The sequence below is a fragment of the Gordonia sp. NPDC058843 genome, from assembly GCF_042743165.1.
Classification (GTDB): Bacteria; Actinomycetota; Actinomycetes; order Mycobacteriales; family Mycobacteriaceae; genus Gordonia.
Genome location: NZ_JBHYNC010000008.1, coordinates 20,273 through 36,541 on the forward strand (window position 1 = coordinate 20,273; position 16,269 = coordinate 36,541).

The 16,269-nt window shown below is 67.4% G+C and carries 15 protein-coding genes; 3 read left to right on the forward strand and 12 right to left on the reverse strand.

The features are described from left to right. Window positions 1-35 precede the first annotated feature (35 nt). On the forward strand, window positions 36-1,496 hold the full coding sequence (locus tag ACFW3F_RS08030) for an adenylate/guanylate cyclase domain-containing protein (protein ID WP_388056315.1): 1,461 nt from the start codon (window positions 36-38) through the stop codon (window positions 1,494-1,496). Window positions 1,497-1,559: 63 nt separating this feature from the next. Here ACFW3F_RS08030 and topA read toward each other — a convergent pair whose 3' ends face one another. The 3 genes from topA to ACFW3F_RS08045 form a co-directional block, all read right to left on the reverse strand. Continuing rightward, window positions 1,560-4,631 (reverse strand): type I DNA topoisomerase, encoded by a 3,072-nt coding sequence (topA, locus tag ACFW3F_RS08035; RefSeq protein ID WP_388056044.1) that lies wholly within the window; start codon window positions 4,629-4,631, stop codon window positions 1,560-1,562. Between the two features lie 185 nt (window positions 4,632-4,816). After that, window positions 4,817-5,401: a hypothetical protein gene (locus ACFW3F_RS08040; protein WP_388056046.1), complete on the reverse strand. Its 585-nt coding sequence runs from the start codon at window positions 5,399-5,401 to the stop codon at window positions 4,817-4,819. Window positions 5,402-5,575: 174 nt separating this feature from the next. Next, window positions 5,576-5,779, reverse strand: a complete 204-nt coding sequence (locus tag ACFW3F_RS08045) for a cold-shock protein (RefSeq protein WP_006359048.1) — start codon at window positions 5,777-5,779, stop codon at window positions 5,576-5,578. Between the two features lie 338 nt (window positions 5,780-6,117). Between ACFW3F_RS08045 and ACFW3F_RS08050 the strand changes: the two genes are divergently transcribed. Together ACFW3F_RS08050 and ACFW3F_RS08055 are read left to right on the forward strand one after the other, a co-directional pair. Next, window positions 6,118-8,445, forward strand: a complete 2,328-nt coding sequence (locus tag ACFW3F_RS08050) for a DEAD/DEAH box helicase (RefSeq protein ID WP_388056048.1) — start codon at window positions 6,118-6,120, stop codon at window positions 8,443-8,445. Next, window positions 8,438-8,989 (forward strand): hypothetical protein, encoded by a 552-nt coding sequence (locus ACFW3F_RS08055; protein WP_388056050.1) that lies wholly within the window; start codon window positions 8,438-8,440, stop codon window positions 8,987-8,989. Before ACFW3F_RS08050 ends, ACFW3F_RS08055 begins: the two co-directional genes overlap by 8 nt. Before the next feature lie 40 nt (window positions 8,990-9,029). Here the strand turns inward: ACFW3F_RS08055 and ACFW3F_RS08060 are convergent, their stop codons facing one another. From ACFW3F_RS08060 to ACFW3F_RS08100, 9 genes are all read right to left on the reverse strand, one after another. After that, window positions 9,030-9,401, reverse strand: a complete 372-nt coding sequence (locus ACFW3F_RS08060; protein WP_388056052.1) for an Rv3654c family TadE-like protein — start codon at window positions 9,399-9,401, stop codon at window positions 9,030-9,032. Then, a complete protein-coding gene (locus tag ACFW3F_RS08065) occupies window positions 9,398-9,790 on the reverse strand; it encodes a TadE family type IV pilus minor pilin (RefSeq protein ID WP_388056054.1) in 393 nt (130 codons plus the stop codon). Before ACFW3F_RS08065 ends, ACFW3F_RS08060 begins: the two co-directional genes overlap by 4 nt. Beyond that, on the reverse strand, window positions 9,790-9,984 hold the full coding sequence (locus tag ACFW3F_RS08070; protein WP_388056317.1) for a DUF4244 domain-containing protein: 195 nt from the start codon (window positions 9,982-9,984) through the stop codon (window positions 9,790-9,792). Before ACFW3F_RS08070 ends, ACFW3F_RS08065 begins: the two co-directional genes overlap by 1 nt. A 198-nt stretch (window positions 9,985-10,182) precedes the next feature. Continuing rightward, window positions 10,183-10,557, reverse strand: coding sequence for a VOC family protein (locus ACFW3F_RS08075; protein ID WP_388056056.1), 375 nt, complete (start codon window positions 10,555-10,557; stop codon window positions 10,183-10,185). A 34-nt stretch (window positions 10,558-10,591) separates the two neighbouring features. Beyond that, the gene (locus tag ACFW3F_RS08080; RefSeq protein WP_388056319.1) at window positions 10,592-11,197 is read right to left on the reverse strand and encodes a type II secretion system F family protein; all 606 of its coding nucleotides are present in this window, start codon (window positions 11,195-11,197) and stop codon (window positions 10,592-10,594) included. Between the two features lie 14 nt (window positions 11,198-11,211). Further along, on the reverse strand, window positions 11,212-12,060 hold the full coding sequence (locus ACFW3F_RS08085; protein ID WP_388056321.1) for a type II secretion system F family protein: 849 nt from the start codon (window positions 12,058-12,060) through the stop codon (window positions 11,212-11,214). Beyond that, window positions 12,060-13,268, reverse strand: a complete 1,209-nt coding sequence (locus tag ACFW3F_RS08090) for a TadA family conjugal transfer-associated ATPase (protein ID WP_388056058.1) — start codon at window positions 13,266-13,268, stop codon at window positions 12,060-12,062. The genes ACFW3F_RS08085 and ACFW3F_RS08090 overlap by 1 nt, the downstream gene beginning before the upstream one ends. Next, a complete protein-coding gene (gene ssd / locus ACFW3F_RS08095) occupies window positions 13,265-14,326 on the reverse strand; it encodes a septum site-determining protein Ssd (RefSeq protein WP_388056323.1) in 1,062 nt (353 codons plus the stop codon). Before ssd ends, ACFW3F_RS08090 begins: the two co-directional genes overlap by 4 nt. A gap of 952 nt (window positions 14,327-15,278) precedes the next feature. Continuing rightward, on the reverse strand, window positions 15,279-16,034 hold the full coding sequence (locus ACFW3F_RS08100; RefSeq protein WP_388056060.1) for an oxidoreductase: 756 nt from the start codon (window positions 16,032-16,034) through the stop codon (window positions 15,279-15,281). Between the last annotated feature and the right edge of the window lie 235 nt (window positions 16,035-16,269).

The following is a 16,269-nucleotide window of genomic DNA, read 5'->3' on the forward strand; positions in this document are numbered from 1 at the left end:
TGATTCATACGCCGTGGCCGATTCTCGCGCTGGACATGCTCCGGGCGAACCTCGTCGGCGCTTTGTTCACCTTTGCGTTCCTCCGCTTCGGCATGCCGATCCAGGATTCGATCAGCCTCGACGAGATCACCGCCCTGAATCAGGTCATCTTCGCGGCCTATCTGCTGATCGCGATGGTCATCGGCGGCTTCGCCAGCATCCAGTTGTCGCTGCCGGTGCTGATCTGGCATCGACGACGCACTCGACTCGACAACGAAGCCGCACGACGCCGCGCCCTCGCCCTGCCGATGCTGCTCACCGGGGTCAATGCTGCGCTGTGGGTGGTCGGCGGCGCGCTGTTCACGCTGGTCAATCTGACCGTGTCGTCGAAGAACGCCTTCATCGTGGCGATCGCCAGCACGATCGGCGCGATGGTGACGTGCGCGCTGAGCTACATGCAGGCGGAGAAGGTCATGCGACCCATCACGGTCGCGGCGATGGCCAACAACCCAGACAACGCCATCGCACCGAGTGTCACCACGCGGATCACCGCGTTCTGGGTCATCAGCGTGGTGGCGCCGATGCTGGTGATCATCGGGATGATCGTGCTCCACCGGCTCGGGATCATCGAGGCCGACTCCACCGGCCTGGAACGGCCGATCCTGTGGATGGCCATCTCCGCGCTCGCGTTCAGTGTGATCGCCATCGTCCGCGTCGTGGCAGCCATCAACGACCCCATCAAGCAGCTGCGACGCGCGCAGGCCAAGGTCAGCGAGAATGACCTCAACGTCGCCGTCAAGATCTACGACGGCAGCGACCTCGGCCTCCTGCAGGCCGGCTTCAACGACATGGTCGCCGATCTGCGCGAACGTCAGCAGCTACGCAATCTGTTCGGCCGCTACGTCGGCGAAGACGTCGCGCGCCGAGCGATCGAGACGGGCACCGAACTCGGCGGTGAGGAACGCTACGTCGGCGTCCTGTTCGTCGACATCGTGGGCTCGACGCGCCTGGCCGTCAACCGGCCACCGCGCGAGATCGTCGAGCTGCTCAACGAGTTCTTCCGTGTCGTCGTCGGCGTCGTCGGACGCCACGGCGGGTTCGTCAACAAGTTCCAGGGCGACGCGGCGCTCGCGATCTTCGGGGCACCGCTCGACCTCGACGACTTCGCCGGCCGTGCTCTCGCGTCCGCGCGCGAGCTGCGGGCCGAACTCTACGAAACCCTCGGCGACACCGACATCGGCATCGGGGTGTCGGCCGGCAAGGCCATCGCCGGCCACATCGGTGCCGAACAGCGCCTCGAGTACACCGTCATCGGCGACCCGGTCAACGAAGCCGCCCGCCTCACCGAGCTCGCCAAGGACGAGCCCACACGCGTACTCGGCTCGGCGCGTGCGGTGTTCCTGGCGTCCCACGAAGAAGCCGAGCACTGGGAGATCGGCGAGGGCGTCGAACTCCGTGGTCGCGGGATCGAGACGCTGCTCGCCCGCCCACATCTCGAACCGGACCGGAAGGACTGAGCGCCACTCCCCACCCACTGCACCGTCGGACGAGGGACCAGCGATCGGGGCGGTGCCTTGCTCCTACTCCGCGTCCGGAGCCGCCTTCTTGGCAGCTGTCTTCTTCGCAGTGGTCTTCTTGGCTGTCGTCTTCTTCGCGGTGGTCTTCTTCGCGGTGGTCTTCTTCGCTGCCGTCTTCTTGGCTGCCGTCTTCTTGGCGGGAGCCTTCTTGGCAGTCTTCTTCGCGGCCTTCTTAGCCGGACCGCGCGCCCGACGATCGGCGAGCAGCTCCATCGCGCGCTCCGGCGTGATGGAGGCGACCTCGTCGCCCTTCCGCAGGCTGGCGTTGGTCTCGCCGTCGGTCACGTACGGCCCGAAGCGTCCGTCCTTGATGACCATCGGCTTGCCGCTGACCTCGTCGTCCTTCCCGAGCTCACGCAGTGGCGGCGCAGCGGCCTGCCGACCGCGACGCTTGGGCTCCGAGTAGATCTTGAGCGCCTCGTCGAGAGTGATCTCGAAGAGCTGCTCCTCGGTACCGAGCGACCGAGAGTCCGACCCCTTCTTCAGATACGGGCCGTAACGGCCGTTCTGCGCGGTGATCTCGTCGCCCGACTCCGGGTCGACGCCGACGACGCGCGGCAACGACAGCAGTTTCAGGGCGTCCTCGAGGGTGACCGTCGAGATGTCCATCGTCTTGAACAGCGAGCCCGTGCGCGGCTTGGGACCGGCCTTCTTCGCTGCCTTCTTGGCGGTCTTCTTCGCCGCCGGTTTCGTCTTCGTGGCCGTACCACCGCCGGGCGCGTCGAGTGGCACCACATCATCGTCGGCGGAGTCGGAACCTCCTGCGCCACCGCCGGATCCGCCATCACGCGGCGTCGGACCCGCGGGAATGGTTGCCGGTGTGTCCCCGTCGTCGTCATCGTCGTCCGACGGCAGGATCTCGGTCACGTACGGACCGAAACGGCCTTCCTTGGCGACGATCTCGTGACCAGACGCCGGGTCGGTACCCAGGGAACGACCCTCTTGCGGTGTCGCGAAGAGCTTTTCGGCTACGGCGAGCGTCAGCTCGTCCGGGGTGATGTCGGCAGGCAGGTTGGCACGCTGTAGGTCCGGCTCCGCGTCCGGCGACGTGGCGACATTACGCTCCAGGTACGGCCCGAATCGGCCGACCCGCACATAGATCGGTCGACCTTCGTCGTCGTTGAACAACCGGATCGAGTTGACCTGCCGGGCGTCGATCTCCTCGAGATTGACGCCGACCAGCTTTTTCAGGCCGCCGTGCTGCGCGATCGCCGAATGGGCGGAACGAGTCTCACCGTCTGCGCCGGAATGGTTGTCCCCGAAGTAGAACTCCGTCAACCACTTCGTCCGGTTCTCGTTGCCGTTCGCGATCTGATCGAGGTCGTCCTCGAGGGTGGCCGTGAAGTCGTAGTCGACGAGGCTCTGGAAGTAGGCCTCGAGCAAGCCGACCACCGCGAACGCGATCCACGACGGCACCAGGGCGTTGCCCTTCTTCACCACGTAACCGCGGTCCTGGATGGTGCCGATGATCGAGGCATAGGTCGACGGCCGGCCGATTCCGAGTTCTTCGAGAACCTTGACCAGCGATGCCTCGGTGAAGCGCGCGGGCGGGTTGGTCGAGTGGCCGTCGGCGGTCAGGTCGGTCGCCGTCAGCGACTGGCCTTCGGTCAGCTGCGGGAGACGGTTCTCGGCGTCGTCGGCCTGTCCACCGGTCTGGTCGTCGACGGTCTCGACGTATGCGGACAGGAAACCGGGGAAGGTGATGGTGCGGCCCGACGCCGCGAAAGTCGCGCGCTCGCCGGTGCTCGCCGTACCAGCGATCCGCAGGCTCAGCGTGGTGCCCTTGGCGTCGGCCATCTGCGAGGCGACGGTGCGCTGCCAGATCAGCTCGTAGAGGCGGAACTCGTCGGCCTCGAGCTGGCCGGCGACCTGGCCGGGGGTGCGGAAGGTCTCCCCGGCGGGACGGATCGCCTCGTGCGCCTCCTGCGCGTTCTTGACCTTGCGTGTGTACTGCCGCGGTGTCGGGTGGACGAAATTGTCGCCGTACAGCTCACGGGCCTGGGCACGGGCGGCGTTGATCGCCGACTCGCTCAGGCTCGTCGAGTCGGTACGCATGTAGGTGATGAAACCGTTCTCGTACAACCGCTGCGCGATCCGCATCGTGCGGTCAGAGGTGAACCGCAGTTTGCGGCCGGCCTCCTGCTGCAGCGTCGAGGTCATGAAGGGGGCGTACGGACGGCGGGTGTAGGGCTTCTCCTCGACCGAGGTGACGGTCATCGCCGCACCCCGCAGACCCGCGGCCAGGCTCTCGGCACGATCGGCGTCGAGCACGATCACACCGTCGGACTTCTTCAGGGCACCCGTCGACTCGAAGTCGCGTCCCGTGGCGACTCGCGCCTCGTCGACGTTGACCAACCGCGCCTTGAAGGTCTGCGGGTTGGAGTTGTCCGTGCTCTCCGCGCTCGCATCCATCATCGCCGAGATGTCCCAGTACTCGGCCGACACGAATGCCATGCGCTCGCGTTCGCGCTCGACGATGATGCGCGTCGCCACCGACTGCACACGGCCCGCCGACAGCTTGGGCATGACCTTCTTCCACAGCACCGGCGACACCTCGTAGCCGTACAGGCGATCGAGGATGCGTCGGGTCTCCTGCGCGTCGACGAGGTCGATGTCGAGGTCACGCGGGTTCTCGGCGGCCGCCCGGATGGCCGGCTCGGTGATCTCGTGGAACACCATGCGCTTGACCGGGATCTTCGGCTTGAGCGTCTCGAGGAGGTGCCAGGCGATGGCCTCCCCCTCGCGGTCACCGTCGGTGGCGAGGTAGAGCTCGTCGACGTCCTTCATCAGGGACTTGAGTTCACTGACGGTCGACTTCTTGTCGGGGGACACCACGTACAGCGGCTCGAAGTTCTCGTCGACATTGACCCCGAGACGGGCCCAGGGCTGACCCTTGTACTTGGCCGGCACGTCTGCGGCACCGCGCGGAAGGTCGCGGATGTGCCCGCGGGAGGACTCCACCACATAGTTCGCCCCGAGGTACCCGGCGATCTTGCGGGCCTTGGTCGGGGACTCGACGATCACGAGGCGTCGCGTACCCCTGCTCGAGCGGGATGCGGTGCTGGTCTCTGCCACCGGGGCGTCCTTTGGTTGACTGGGTGGAGAACGTTCCTGCGTGTCAGTTCAGGTGTGTTCGATGGGTTTGTACCTTATGTATAGCGCCGTTTGCACATCTGAATTCCATACCGAACCAGGCCGGATGGGCGATTCGGCGCCTCTACGACCTGTTTCGGCAGTTCAGAGGCCTGAATGTGGGATTGCTAATGCTCGTCCACCGGAGGCCAGTCCGCGACGGCCTCGGCGCAAGGCGGAACTCCGACGTACTCGTGCAAACGCGAGAGGCGTCGATGGCCGGCGATCCTCAGTGCCGGGGACTGTCCGCGCGTACCGACGAGGGTAGGCGCGATCCCGACCCGCATCAACGCGGTCGCAAGCGCCGGGTGCGTTTCCGGGGCGTGGGGGTCCAGTCCGAGCTGGTAACGACCGGCATCGGAGTGACCGGCGGCGATCACCCACAGACGCAGGGCCCGGTAGCTCGGAACCCAGCCGGAGGGCATTGCCTTGACCGCTCCGGCAGACCACGCCTTGTGCAGCGGATCCAGCTCGTGACAGGAGGCGGTCCGTGCCAGAGGTGTGCCCTCGTCGGACGACGTCGCTTCGGCGTCGAGCCCGGCCGCACGCATCTCGACGGCGATCTGCTCGGCCCGCCAGCGGTCGGCGACCACGATCGAGACCCGCGTACCGGTTTCGGCGCGCACGGTCTGTCCGTGCGCCGCGAGCAGCCCCTCGAGGTCGGCGTACGCGGGCTGTTCGGTCTCCGCAGAGAAAAACGACAACTGGCCCACGAGTCGAGACTAGTGGTGCGTCTCGGAAATAGGTGGCTGGTTCCGATGGAGCGTTCGGTGTCCGGCAAGGCGGAGGAGAGAAGGACAGCGGACAACAAACCGCTCCCGCTTCGACTGATCGAAACGGGAGCGGTGGTTTGCCCCGACTGCGTTGCGCAGTCACGCGGGTGGTTCTCAGACGGCGCGGACGCCGGTGGCCTGCGGGCCCTTGGTGCCCTGACCGACCTCGAACTCAACCCGCTGGTTCTCCTCGAGGGTGCGGAAACCAGCGCCCTGGATCTCGGAATAGTGGACGAACACGTCGTCGGAACCCTCATCAGGCGCGATGAAGCCGAAGCCCTTTTCCGCGTTGAACCACTTCACAGTTCCCTGTGCCATTCTTGCAATCCTTTACATATCAACTGTCGCGACACGATGGGTCATCGTGTCGTGGCCGGTCGACCGCCATACCTCAAAGAGCCCCGCGAAGATCTGCATCGATCCGCCAAACTAACCTCAGTACCACGGCTGCAACACGCTTGTCGCCCACCGGGAGGTGGGTCGCGAAAGCTGCGGCCGGAACCAGTCAATCATGTTCGGACCACCAGCGATAGTCACACGAACCAAAGTGAGTCAAAACCTCGTCAAACTTCAGACCGACGACACCAACCGGTAACATCGTGGCAGGTCAGGAGACCCGTCGCTTCGACACTATTTCGAAGAGTTCTCACCAGAAAATGCAGTACTCCACATTCGGGACAGGCCTGCTGGCCCGAACCCTCGCAGGTTCCGACGCCGACCCCTCCCCCCTCACTCACCTGTCGGTAATCCCGTCGCGCTCAGCATCTTTCGACTCCTGGCCGGAGTGGGTGCCGCAACCGCTGATCGACGCATATGCCGACAACGGCATAGATAAAGTCTGGACTCACCAGGCACGCGCGGCCGACGCCGCATTCCGCGGTAATCATGTCGCTATTTGCACGGGCACCGCATCCGGTAAATCGATGGCGTATCAAGTGCCCATTCTGACTGCTTTGCTGAACGAAAAGAATGCAACCGCTCTATACCTCGCGCCGACGAAAGCACTCGGAGCCGACCAGATCCGGGCGGTGTCGTCGATCATCGCCGGGCGACCGGAGTTCGGGCATCTGCAACCATGTGCCTACGACGGCGACACCGACCCCGAGATCCGGCAGTGGGCGCGCGCCCATTCCCGCTGGATCTTCACCAACCCCGACATGTTGCACATCGGCATCCTGTCCCACCATCACCGTTGGCGGCAGTTCTTCCGGCATCTGAAGTTCATCGTCGTCGACGAATGTCACCACTACCGTGGTGTGTTCGGGTCCCACACCGCGCTGGTGATGCGGCGATTGCTGCGCATCGCGCGGGCCGCCGGCGCCGATCCGGTCGTCATCGGTGCAAGTGCGACGGTCGCCGAGCCGGCGGAGGCGCTGGGCCGATTGATCGGTGAGCCGGCCGTCGCGGTGACCGACGACGGATCCCCCCGCGGAGAACGGACCGTCGCCCTCTGGGAACCCGACTTCCTGCCGGTGGTCACCGGCGAGAACGGCGCACCTGTCCGGCGTTCGGCTGGTGCCGAATCCGCCCGCCTGCTGGCCGATTTCGTGGTCGAAGGCGCCCGCACGTTGTGTTTCGCCCGCAGCCGGCGGGGTGTCGAGCTCACGGCGCTCAGCGCACGACACCTGTTGTCACAGAGCGCTCCCGAGCTGGAGTCCCGGATCGGGGCCTATCGGGCAGGCTATCTCGCCGACGATCGACGACGACTCGAGAAGGCCATCTCCGAGGGGGATCTGCTCGGGGTGGCCACCACCAATGCCCTCGAACTCGGCGTGGACATCAGCGGACTCGACGCCGTGATCGTCAGCGGCTACCCCGGCACCGTCGCGTCGTTCTGGCAGCAGGCCGGCCGGGCGGGACGCCAGCGCGAGTCCGGCGATTCGCTGGTCGTGCTCGTCGCGCGCGACGATCCGCTCGACACCTACCTCGTCCATCATCCCGAGTCGCTCCTCGGCAAACCCGTCGAGGCCACGGTCACCGACCCCGCCAATCCGTACATCCTCGGTCCGCATCTTCTGTGCGCGGCACTCGAGAAGCCACTGTCGGACACCGAGATCGATGCATGGAACGCCGGCGACGTGGCGCAGACCCTGGCCGCCGAGGGCCTGCTCCGCAAACGCAAGTCCGGTTGGTATGTCACCGCCGGGACCGAGCCCCACGCCGACGTCGACATACGCGGCGGCATCGGCGGGCAGGTCCTCATCGTCGACACCACGACCTCCCAGTTGCTCGGTACCGTCGACACCGGTCGCGCCATGTCCACGGTGCACCCCGGCGCCGTCCACATCCACCAGGGCGAAACCTATCTGGTCGACGAACTCGACCTCGACGACGGTCTCGCACTGGCGCATCCGGAGGATCCGGATTGGACGACGTCAGCGCGCGAGACGACCGACATCAGCATCACCGAGACCCTCGCGAGCCAACGGTTCGGCCCGCTGACCGTCGCGTTCGTCGACGTCGACGTCACGCACCAGGTCGTCGGGTACCTGCGCACGTTGCGCAGCGGCGAGGTGCTCGACTCCGTCGAACTCGACATGCCCGAACAGACGCTGAACACCCGCGCCGTGATGTACACGCTCACCCCGGAATCACTCGCCGACGCCGGCATCGACGAGACCCGGCTCCCCGGCTCGCTACACGCCGCCGAGCACGCGGCCATCGGCCTCCTTCCGCTGGTCGCGACCTGCGACAGGTGGGACATCGGCGGACTCTCCACCGATCTCCATCCCGACACGGGGTTGCCGACGGTCTTCGTCTACGACGGATACATGGGTGGTGCCGGTTTCGCCGAACGCGGGCACTCGGCATTCCTGACCTGGATCGAGGCCACCCGTGACGCTGTTGCCAGTTGCGGCTGCGAGACTGGCTGCCCCTCCTGCGTTCAGAGTCCCAAATGCGGCAACGGTAACGATCCGTTGGACAAGAATGGCGCAGTCGCCGTCCTGGATCTTCTCCGTCGGGAATACTTGGCCCATGCATGACGAGGCATCCGACCGGGGGACCCACATCCATCGTCAGGTCACCCGACCCGCACGTGCCTTCTTCTTGCTTGCCCGGCCGACGCAGAACACCGACAAGCTGCCGTCCTCCATCGGCGAACGCGACGTCTTCTTCTCCGAGGACGAGGCACTCGACGCCCTCGACCTCCACTACGCCTGGTGCGCGGCTCGTTCCGGAGGTTTCACCGACGTCGTCACGACGGCGCAGTGGTACCTCCAGACCGCGATGGTCGGACCACGGATCACCGCGTCGCTCGGCGAGGTCTACCTGGCATCCTCCGATGCCCAATCCGGCGAAACCTGGGCAGCAGCAGGTGGTTTCCTCACCGAGGGCGAGCTCATCCACTGGTCCTCGTTCGTCCGGGCCGCCCGGTCGTGGATCCCGTTGAACACCGGTACCGACTCCCTCGAACTCGCCTACCGCGGCGATGCCGACGTGCACTTCCACCAATTGTGGTTTGCGCCCATGCAGTCCATCCGCGTGTACCCGAAGCGAATCTCGGTGGACGCAGACGGCCGCGGATGAGCTCTCCGCCTGTGCTCGCAGTCCGGGCACGGGCACCGACTCACCCAACGGGTCCGGCGCGCGCGCGAGCGGTGGCACCGCGCGTTCCGAAACCCCCGAGTTCGACCGGTACCCGAACCGTCACCAGCACGTCGTCTCCGTCGACACCGCACCCGACGAGTTCCGCTCCGATGCCTTGCCGGCGGGTCAGATCCTGCGCCGCAACACACGGATCGGTCTCGCCGGCAACATGATCGATCGCCGCGGCCAACGCGGACAGGTCGGCCGCCGACTGTGCACGATGGCGAGCGAGTACCGCTCCCCCGACGTAGATCACCATCACCAGGACAGCGGCCAACGCCGCGATCACGAATGCACCCAGCACCGTTGCGTGGCCGTCGTCGTCGGCGATCAGCCGCCCACCGGGCCTCACGGCCCGACCCCCGGCGCGAACACCACCTGATCCGCACCCGACGGTTCCTTTGCCGCGACAGCTCGTGCTGACATCGTCAGGCCCGGCAGCATCGCGACACCTGACCGGACCTCGACGACGACATGGTCCTCTGACGCCGAGATCGACACCCGCGCTTCGTCTCCGACCAAACGCTGGGCGACCTCACGCCCCGAGACATCACCCGCTGCGGACAAGCGCGCCACCTCGCGTGCCGCGTCGGTGCATCGTATCTGCGTGGTCACCGCGGCGATCGCGCCGACGGCGATCAGCACCGTGACGACGATTGCCGCGATCGCATATGCAGCCTCGACGGTCACCATCCCCGAGTCGTCGGTGACCAAGCGTCTCAATGCATGTCGGCGCCTCATCAGCCGACCGAGGTGTTCAACGCCTTCCCGATGATGCCCGTCAACGCACTCACGATGTTGTCACCGGTGACGACGGTGTAGAGAATCGCACCGAACGCGGCCGCGGCGATGGTCCCGATCGCGTACTCGGCGGTCGACATCCCTTCCTCGTCGGTCATCAGACGGGTCACGTGTGCTCCGAGGCGGTCGATCATGGCGCCTGGGTTGTGCGACGGGGCGGCAGGTGCGTCGTGGTGTGTCCGGAAACTGATGCGTGACATGGTCTCTCCTGAGATTCGATGGGTCCGCGGGAACTGTGTTGCAGGTACTTGGACGCAGCGCGTCCCCATTCGGATCCGTCGAGTTTTCGAGACCGGTGAGCATCGGGGATGCCCCTGGCCGGACGGCAGCGGTTACGAGGTGGACCACACCCCGAGTTCGTTTCCGCTCGGGTCGGTGAAGTGGAAGCGACGACCACCGGGAAAGACGTAGGGCCCGTTGACGATCTCGCCACCCGCGGCGCGCACCTGTTCCACTGTGGCGTCCAGGTCGTCGGAGTAGAGCAACACCAGCGGGCCACCACGGACGGCGGCGGTCTCGCTGGTCGCGAGGCCACCTACCTCCGGCAGGTCCGGCCCGCCCGGATTCACGATCCCCGCGTAGGCGGGCCCGTAGTCGTTGAACTTCCAACCGAACGCGGAGGCGTAGAACGCCTGTGCCGCGGCCGAGTCGGTGACGGTGAGTTCGATGTAGTCGATCGCGTGGTGTCGTTGTCCTGAATCGCCCATGCGGACATTGTGCGTCGTCGCACCGACAATCTCCTCAGATCGAACCCAGAACCGTCGAGGCGAGGCCCATGACGACCGGGACGATCCCGAGACAGACGAACGCAGGCAAGAAGCAGAGTCCGAGTGGCCCGCTGATCGCGACACCGGCCCGCTCGGCAGCGGCGAGGGCGTCGTCGTGCGCCCGCCGCCGGACATCCTCGGCCAGTTCGGCGAGTCCACTCGCGAGAGACGAACCTGCCCGCGCCGAACGGCGCGCCATCGCGGCAAGGGCGTCGAGGTGCTCGTCGGACGTCGTGTCGCTCGGTTCGTCGATCAGGGCCGACCAGGCCGCGTCCGGATCGGCACCGAGCTGCAGCAGGTCGGCGACCCGTGCGAGGTGAGGCGCCATCGATGCCGGTGCGCGTTCGGCGACCACCGCAGCCGCGGTACCCACCGGCAATCCGGCGCGCAGACACACCGCGAACAGATCGAAGGCGGAGGCGACCGCGAACGGGTCGTCGTGGCCGGGTCCGGCACCCAGCCACCGGGGTGTCCGATCGGGGGGAGGTGGCGGATCGGTCACGCGGTACAGAAGCCACCGAGGCGCGGGCCAGACCCACAGCGCCGCGGCGAGCAGCATCGCCGACCACACCACAACCATCAGTCCGTCGGACGTCAACGGGCCAGCACCTTGCCGGTGATCCGCTCGGACCAGCCGATCCCCGCCGCCACCAGACCACAGCCGACCATCAGCAGAATCCCGCCGACCCCTCCGCCGAGGAGGACCTCGAGCGGTCTCGCGCCGGTCGCCTGCCCCAGTGCGATTCCCAGTAGCGGCAGGCCGGCCAGGACCACTGCCGTCGCGCGTGGCCCCGACAGCCCGGCCCTGGTTCGTTCGGCGAACCCCCGCCGAGCCCGGAGGTCCGCGCGCACCGCGCCGAGAAGGTCGACCATCGGCAGTCCGCGGTCGTCGGCGATCTGCCAGGCCACCCCGATCCGACGCCACGACGCCTCGCCCATCACCCCGCCCGTCGGGCCGTCCAGCGTCGTCGAGTCGATCACCGAACCGCCCAGCGCGGCGCGGCAGGCCATCGCCTCCAGCCCGTCCGCGATCTCCGATCCGGCGCCCCCGTCAGGTGGCCCACGACGACGCAGCTCGGCCACGGCGACCTCGCAAGCCCGCACCGGCGGCGCACCCACCGACAACTCGGCGATCATCAGCGACAGCGCGAGGAGCAGTTCTTCCAGCCGGCGATCGTCACGCTTCTCGACCCGCCGTCGCCGTCGGACCCACAGCACGACCGCCACCACGATCGCCGCTGCGACAGCGGCCGGCACACCACCGGCCAGGAGCGCACCGAACGGCACCATCACCGGGATCAGCAGTGCCGGTGTCTGCGATCGATCGGGTCGCGCGCGTCCGGACACAGCCGCGAGCCGATTCGCCGCCCGCAGCGGAGCGCACATCGGCAGTGCGACCCCCGCGGCGCCCAGAACCAGCGCGACACCGGCCGCCGTCGACATCACCGACAGTCCCCCACCACGGGTCCACGACCGGCGACGAGCGCGTCGAACTGCGCGCGCTCACCGGTGAACCCGTTGCCCCGCAACCAGATCGGCGCTATCGCCACCCGTCCGGTGTCGTTCCGGCGGACGACCCCGATCTCCGCGAGCCCTCGAATCCCGCCCGCGTTGCGCGCCACGCCGAGCACCACCTGCAGCGCGGCGCCGAGCTGACTGTGCAGAGCATCGCGTGCCATACCCCCGAGTGCGGCGAGGGCCTCCATCCGCGCCGGCACCTCCGAAGTCGAGTTCGCGTGAACCGTGCCGGCACTGCCGTCGTGTCCGGTGTTCAGCGCAGTGAGCAGGTCGATGACCTCGCTGCCGCGGACCTCACCGACGATGATCCGGTCGGGCCTCATCCGAAGTGCCTGCCGGACCAGGGTCCGCACCGGAACCTCGCCCACACCTTCGACATTCGACGCACGCGCGACCAACCGCACCACCTGCGGATGTCGCGGGGCGAGCTCGAGGGCGTCCTCGACGCAGACGACCCGCTCGCGCGGATCCATGGCGCCGATCAGCGCGTTGAGCAGGGTCGTCTTCCCCGAGCCGGTACCACCGATCACCAGGAAGGCGAGGCGTTTGCGAAGGATGTCACCGATGACCGGCACCACTTCGGACGGGATCGCACCGCTGTCGATGAGGCTCGGCAGGTCCTTTGACGCCGAACGCAGGACCCGCAGCGAGATACATGTGCCGTCAGCGGCGAGCGGCGGGATGATCGCGTGCAACCGCACGGTGTAACCGCGGCGCCCGACGTTCGACAACTGCCCGTCGACCCAGGGCTGGGCATCGTCGAGGCGGCGTCCGGCGCCGAGGGCGAGCCGGCCCGCGAGTCGCCGGACCGACGCCTCGTCCGGAAAGCGGATCGTCGTCCGCTCGAGTCCGGAACCGCGGTCGACCCACACCTCGTCGGGTCCCGCCACCAGAATGTCGGCGATGTCGGGCTCGGCGAGTAATTGTTCGAGTTTGCCCGCTCCGGTGAGCTCGGTCTGCAGAAATCGCAGCGCGGCGAGGAGGTCGGTGTCGCCGAGCACTCCCCCTGACTCCGCGCGGATCGCGTCGGCGATGACGGCTGGGCTCGGGTCCGACGCGTCGGCCGCCAGACGCGAGCGGACCCGATCCAGCAGCGCCTCGTCGGCCTGCCCGCCGGTTCGCTCTGGGGTCACGACGCGAGCCGCCGACGCTCGGTGACCCTGTCGTGCACTGTTCGCGCCGCGCGTCCGAGCGGACTACGGGGTCGTAACCGCAGCGGACCACCCTCCAGTCGCGCCGCGAGGCGGGGTTCCGGTCGGTACGCGGCGAGCAAGGGAAGTCCGATCGCATCGGCGACCTGCTGCGGCCGCAACCCTCCTGGCGACGGGCCGCGCACCGCGAGTTCGACGGCCACCTCATCGCCGACAACGCGGTCGACAATGCGTCGGGCAGCCGCGCAGCCACCGACGGTGGGAGTGGTCACCACCACGACGACATCGGTGGATGCGATCGCCGCGCGTACCACCGGGGCGTCGGATCGGGGCAGGTCGAGCACGACGAGATCGCCGTGGGTGTGCCCGGCGTCGATGACCGCGGTGACCGCCTCGACACTCAACCCCGCGGCCGGCAGGCGCTGGGAGGTCAGGACCGCGAGACCGTCGCCCGCGCTCGGCAGTGCCTGGTGCAGGGCCGTACCGCCGACGACACCGCCGTCGAGCGAGAGATCCTGCCAGCGCAACCCTCGGCGGCGCTCGATACCGAGCATGAGGTCGGCGCCCGCCCCCATGTCGTCGAGGTCGAGCAGGAGCGTGGGCGAGTCGGCGCCGGCCGACGTCAGTGCCACCGCCGCGGCGAGCGTCGATGCCCCGGCACCGCCGTGGGCCCCGAGAACTGCGACGACGCCGGCGGGTCGCCGTCGAGGTACCCGGCACTCGGTCAGAGCCCGGACGAGGCGTCCCTCGTCGACCGGCAACGTCGACGCGTCCTCAGCACCCAGGTCCATGGCCATGCGCCAGGTGTTCGCGCCCGGTTCGGCTGCGCTCACCAGTACGAAACCGGCCCGACGAGGCGGACGAACCCGGGACAGGACGGCGATCGCGGCCGGGTCCGCGACCACGGCCCGGGCCGTCATCCATTCGCGGCGGCAGTCGTCCGCGGGTGCGACCTGCACGAGGTAGCCTGCCGCGGCGGCGCAACGTGCGACGTCGTCGTGGAGATCGGGTTCTACGAGAACCAGGAGTTCATCGGGCATGCCGCCGATCATGCGGTAGATCGGAACCGGCGACGGGCTCGATTCCGGCCGCTTGGGGATGCCGCCCGGGGCTGTGGACAACCATCCGCAACCAACGGGTCCGGGAGGTAGAAAAGACCCCAGACAAAGGACAACCCCGGCCAGGGGGGGAGGAGGCCGGGGTCGTCACGTTTCAGCCCCGGGGGGTCGGGCTGAAACGCACCGGTATCAGAACCGGGTACCGATGACTATACACACGGATTTGGATTCTTTGCAAGCACAACAATCCCATTCGCGAATGTCCGTTCTACTCCACGGTAACAAAGATCGCGAATACCAGGACCATCCGGTTCGTTATCCGAGAAACGCGATTTCGTCGCACAAATCGCGCAACGTCATTGCAACGTTTCCCGGAACGCGCCTGCGACCCGGATCCGGCACGATCATCCCCGGCCCCGCCGGCTGTTCGATTGAATCTGTTGCGCACCAAGGCATCAGAACGTGATCGGCAAGTCGTTCGACATTCCGACGCGCAACGCTTGATGTGATCGGCATCACGGTGTAGAACAGTGGTTACGGAAACTCGGAAGGCCAAGTTCGATCCGGAAGAGAAGGAACGGACCCCCACGCCGAGCACTTCCCAGCACGGGCGGCAAGCACCCACGCGGAGCACGCCGCATATGGCAAAAGTGTTGTGCGCCTGCGACATCACAGTCAGGACGACCGACCGCCACCACTCGATGCGCCACTGCCTTCCTCTTGTGAGGCGCCAGGCCCGGGAGGAATGGCCCACAGCTGGCAGCACGTGGACGGTCCGCAATCCCGACTCGTTGGTCAATCGCCGAGGCGGTAACCACAGCCCACCAAGCACGCTTGGTAACTTGAGTCCGTGCTACGCGGGCGGCAACCGCGTCGTTTACGACGCCGGTGGCCGCCCGCAGTGCTGTCCAGGCCAGGTGAGCGGACCGCGGAACTATCCCGCGCGGGCCGCATCCGCGATCGACTTCGCCTCGGCTGCACCGGCTTCCAGGGCGTCGCAGCAGAAGACGATCCAGTCCCGCAGCCCCGACTCGGTACCCGCCCCGAAGTTCGTCGCCAATGTGCGGTACTCGCCGGCCCGCTTGAACCAGGTCACTTCCGGCACGCCGAGGCAGTGCGGGTCGAGTCCGGTCGCGGCGCTGACGAGTCGGGACGCAGCACGGGCGATGACGCCGTTGGCGGTGGGGAAGGCATCCATCGCCAACAGCTCGCCGTGTACCACCGCGACGAGTACGGGCGCCGGAACCGAGGTCGCGCCGGTTGTCAACTGCCCCAACAAGTTGAGACGCTCGCCCACATCCGTCCCACCTCGTGGCCGCCCGAGTTGCTCGGGGTCGTCGACGAGGTCGGCGGCGGCGAGGGTGTGCAGACGCGCCAGGGCCTGCGCGGGCGCCCGGCGGATCACCGACGTGAGCGTGACCAGGGAGTCGCCGTCGAGAGCCTGCGACACCCGCATCGCACCGGCGAGGATCGGGTCGTCGAAATCGCCGTCACGTCGGAGTTCGACACTTCCGCCGTCGATCGCGGCCGATGACCGGCCCGCCCGCCAGGAGGCCTCGGTGGCGGTCTTGTCCCATCCTCGCAGGTTGGCGGGGTGCCGGTGGACCGCGGACAGCGCATCACGCGCACGGTCGGCGGCGGCGGCAACGCCGGGCAACTCCAGCAGGGGCAACAGCGGATCGGTGGTCACGAACCGACGATAGTTGCGTCGGCGGCGCCCCATCCACGACACCCTCGGTTCCCGCCGAACGGTGACGCGGGCCCGGCGGGATGCGCGGTTCGCTCCTCGGTTAATGCCGGCGGTCCATTGTTAGTCGCCGTTTCGGGTATATCCGAGGCGCGCATTGTTCGTCCGCCTTTGTAAGTTGACTGACTGAAAAGCGCGGGCGGTCGAGGCGGCCCACTCCGGAGGAGCCCCGGACCGT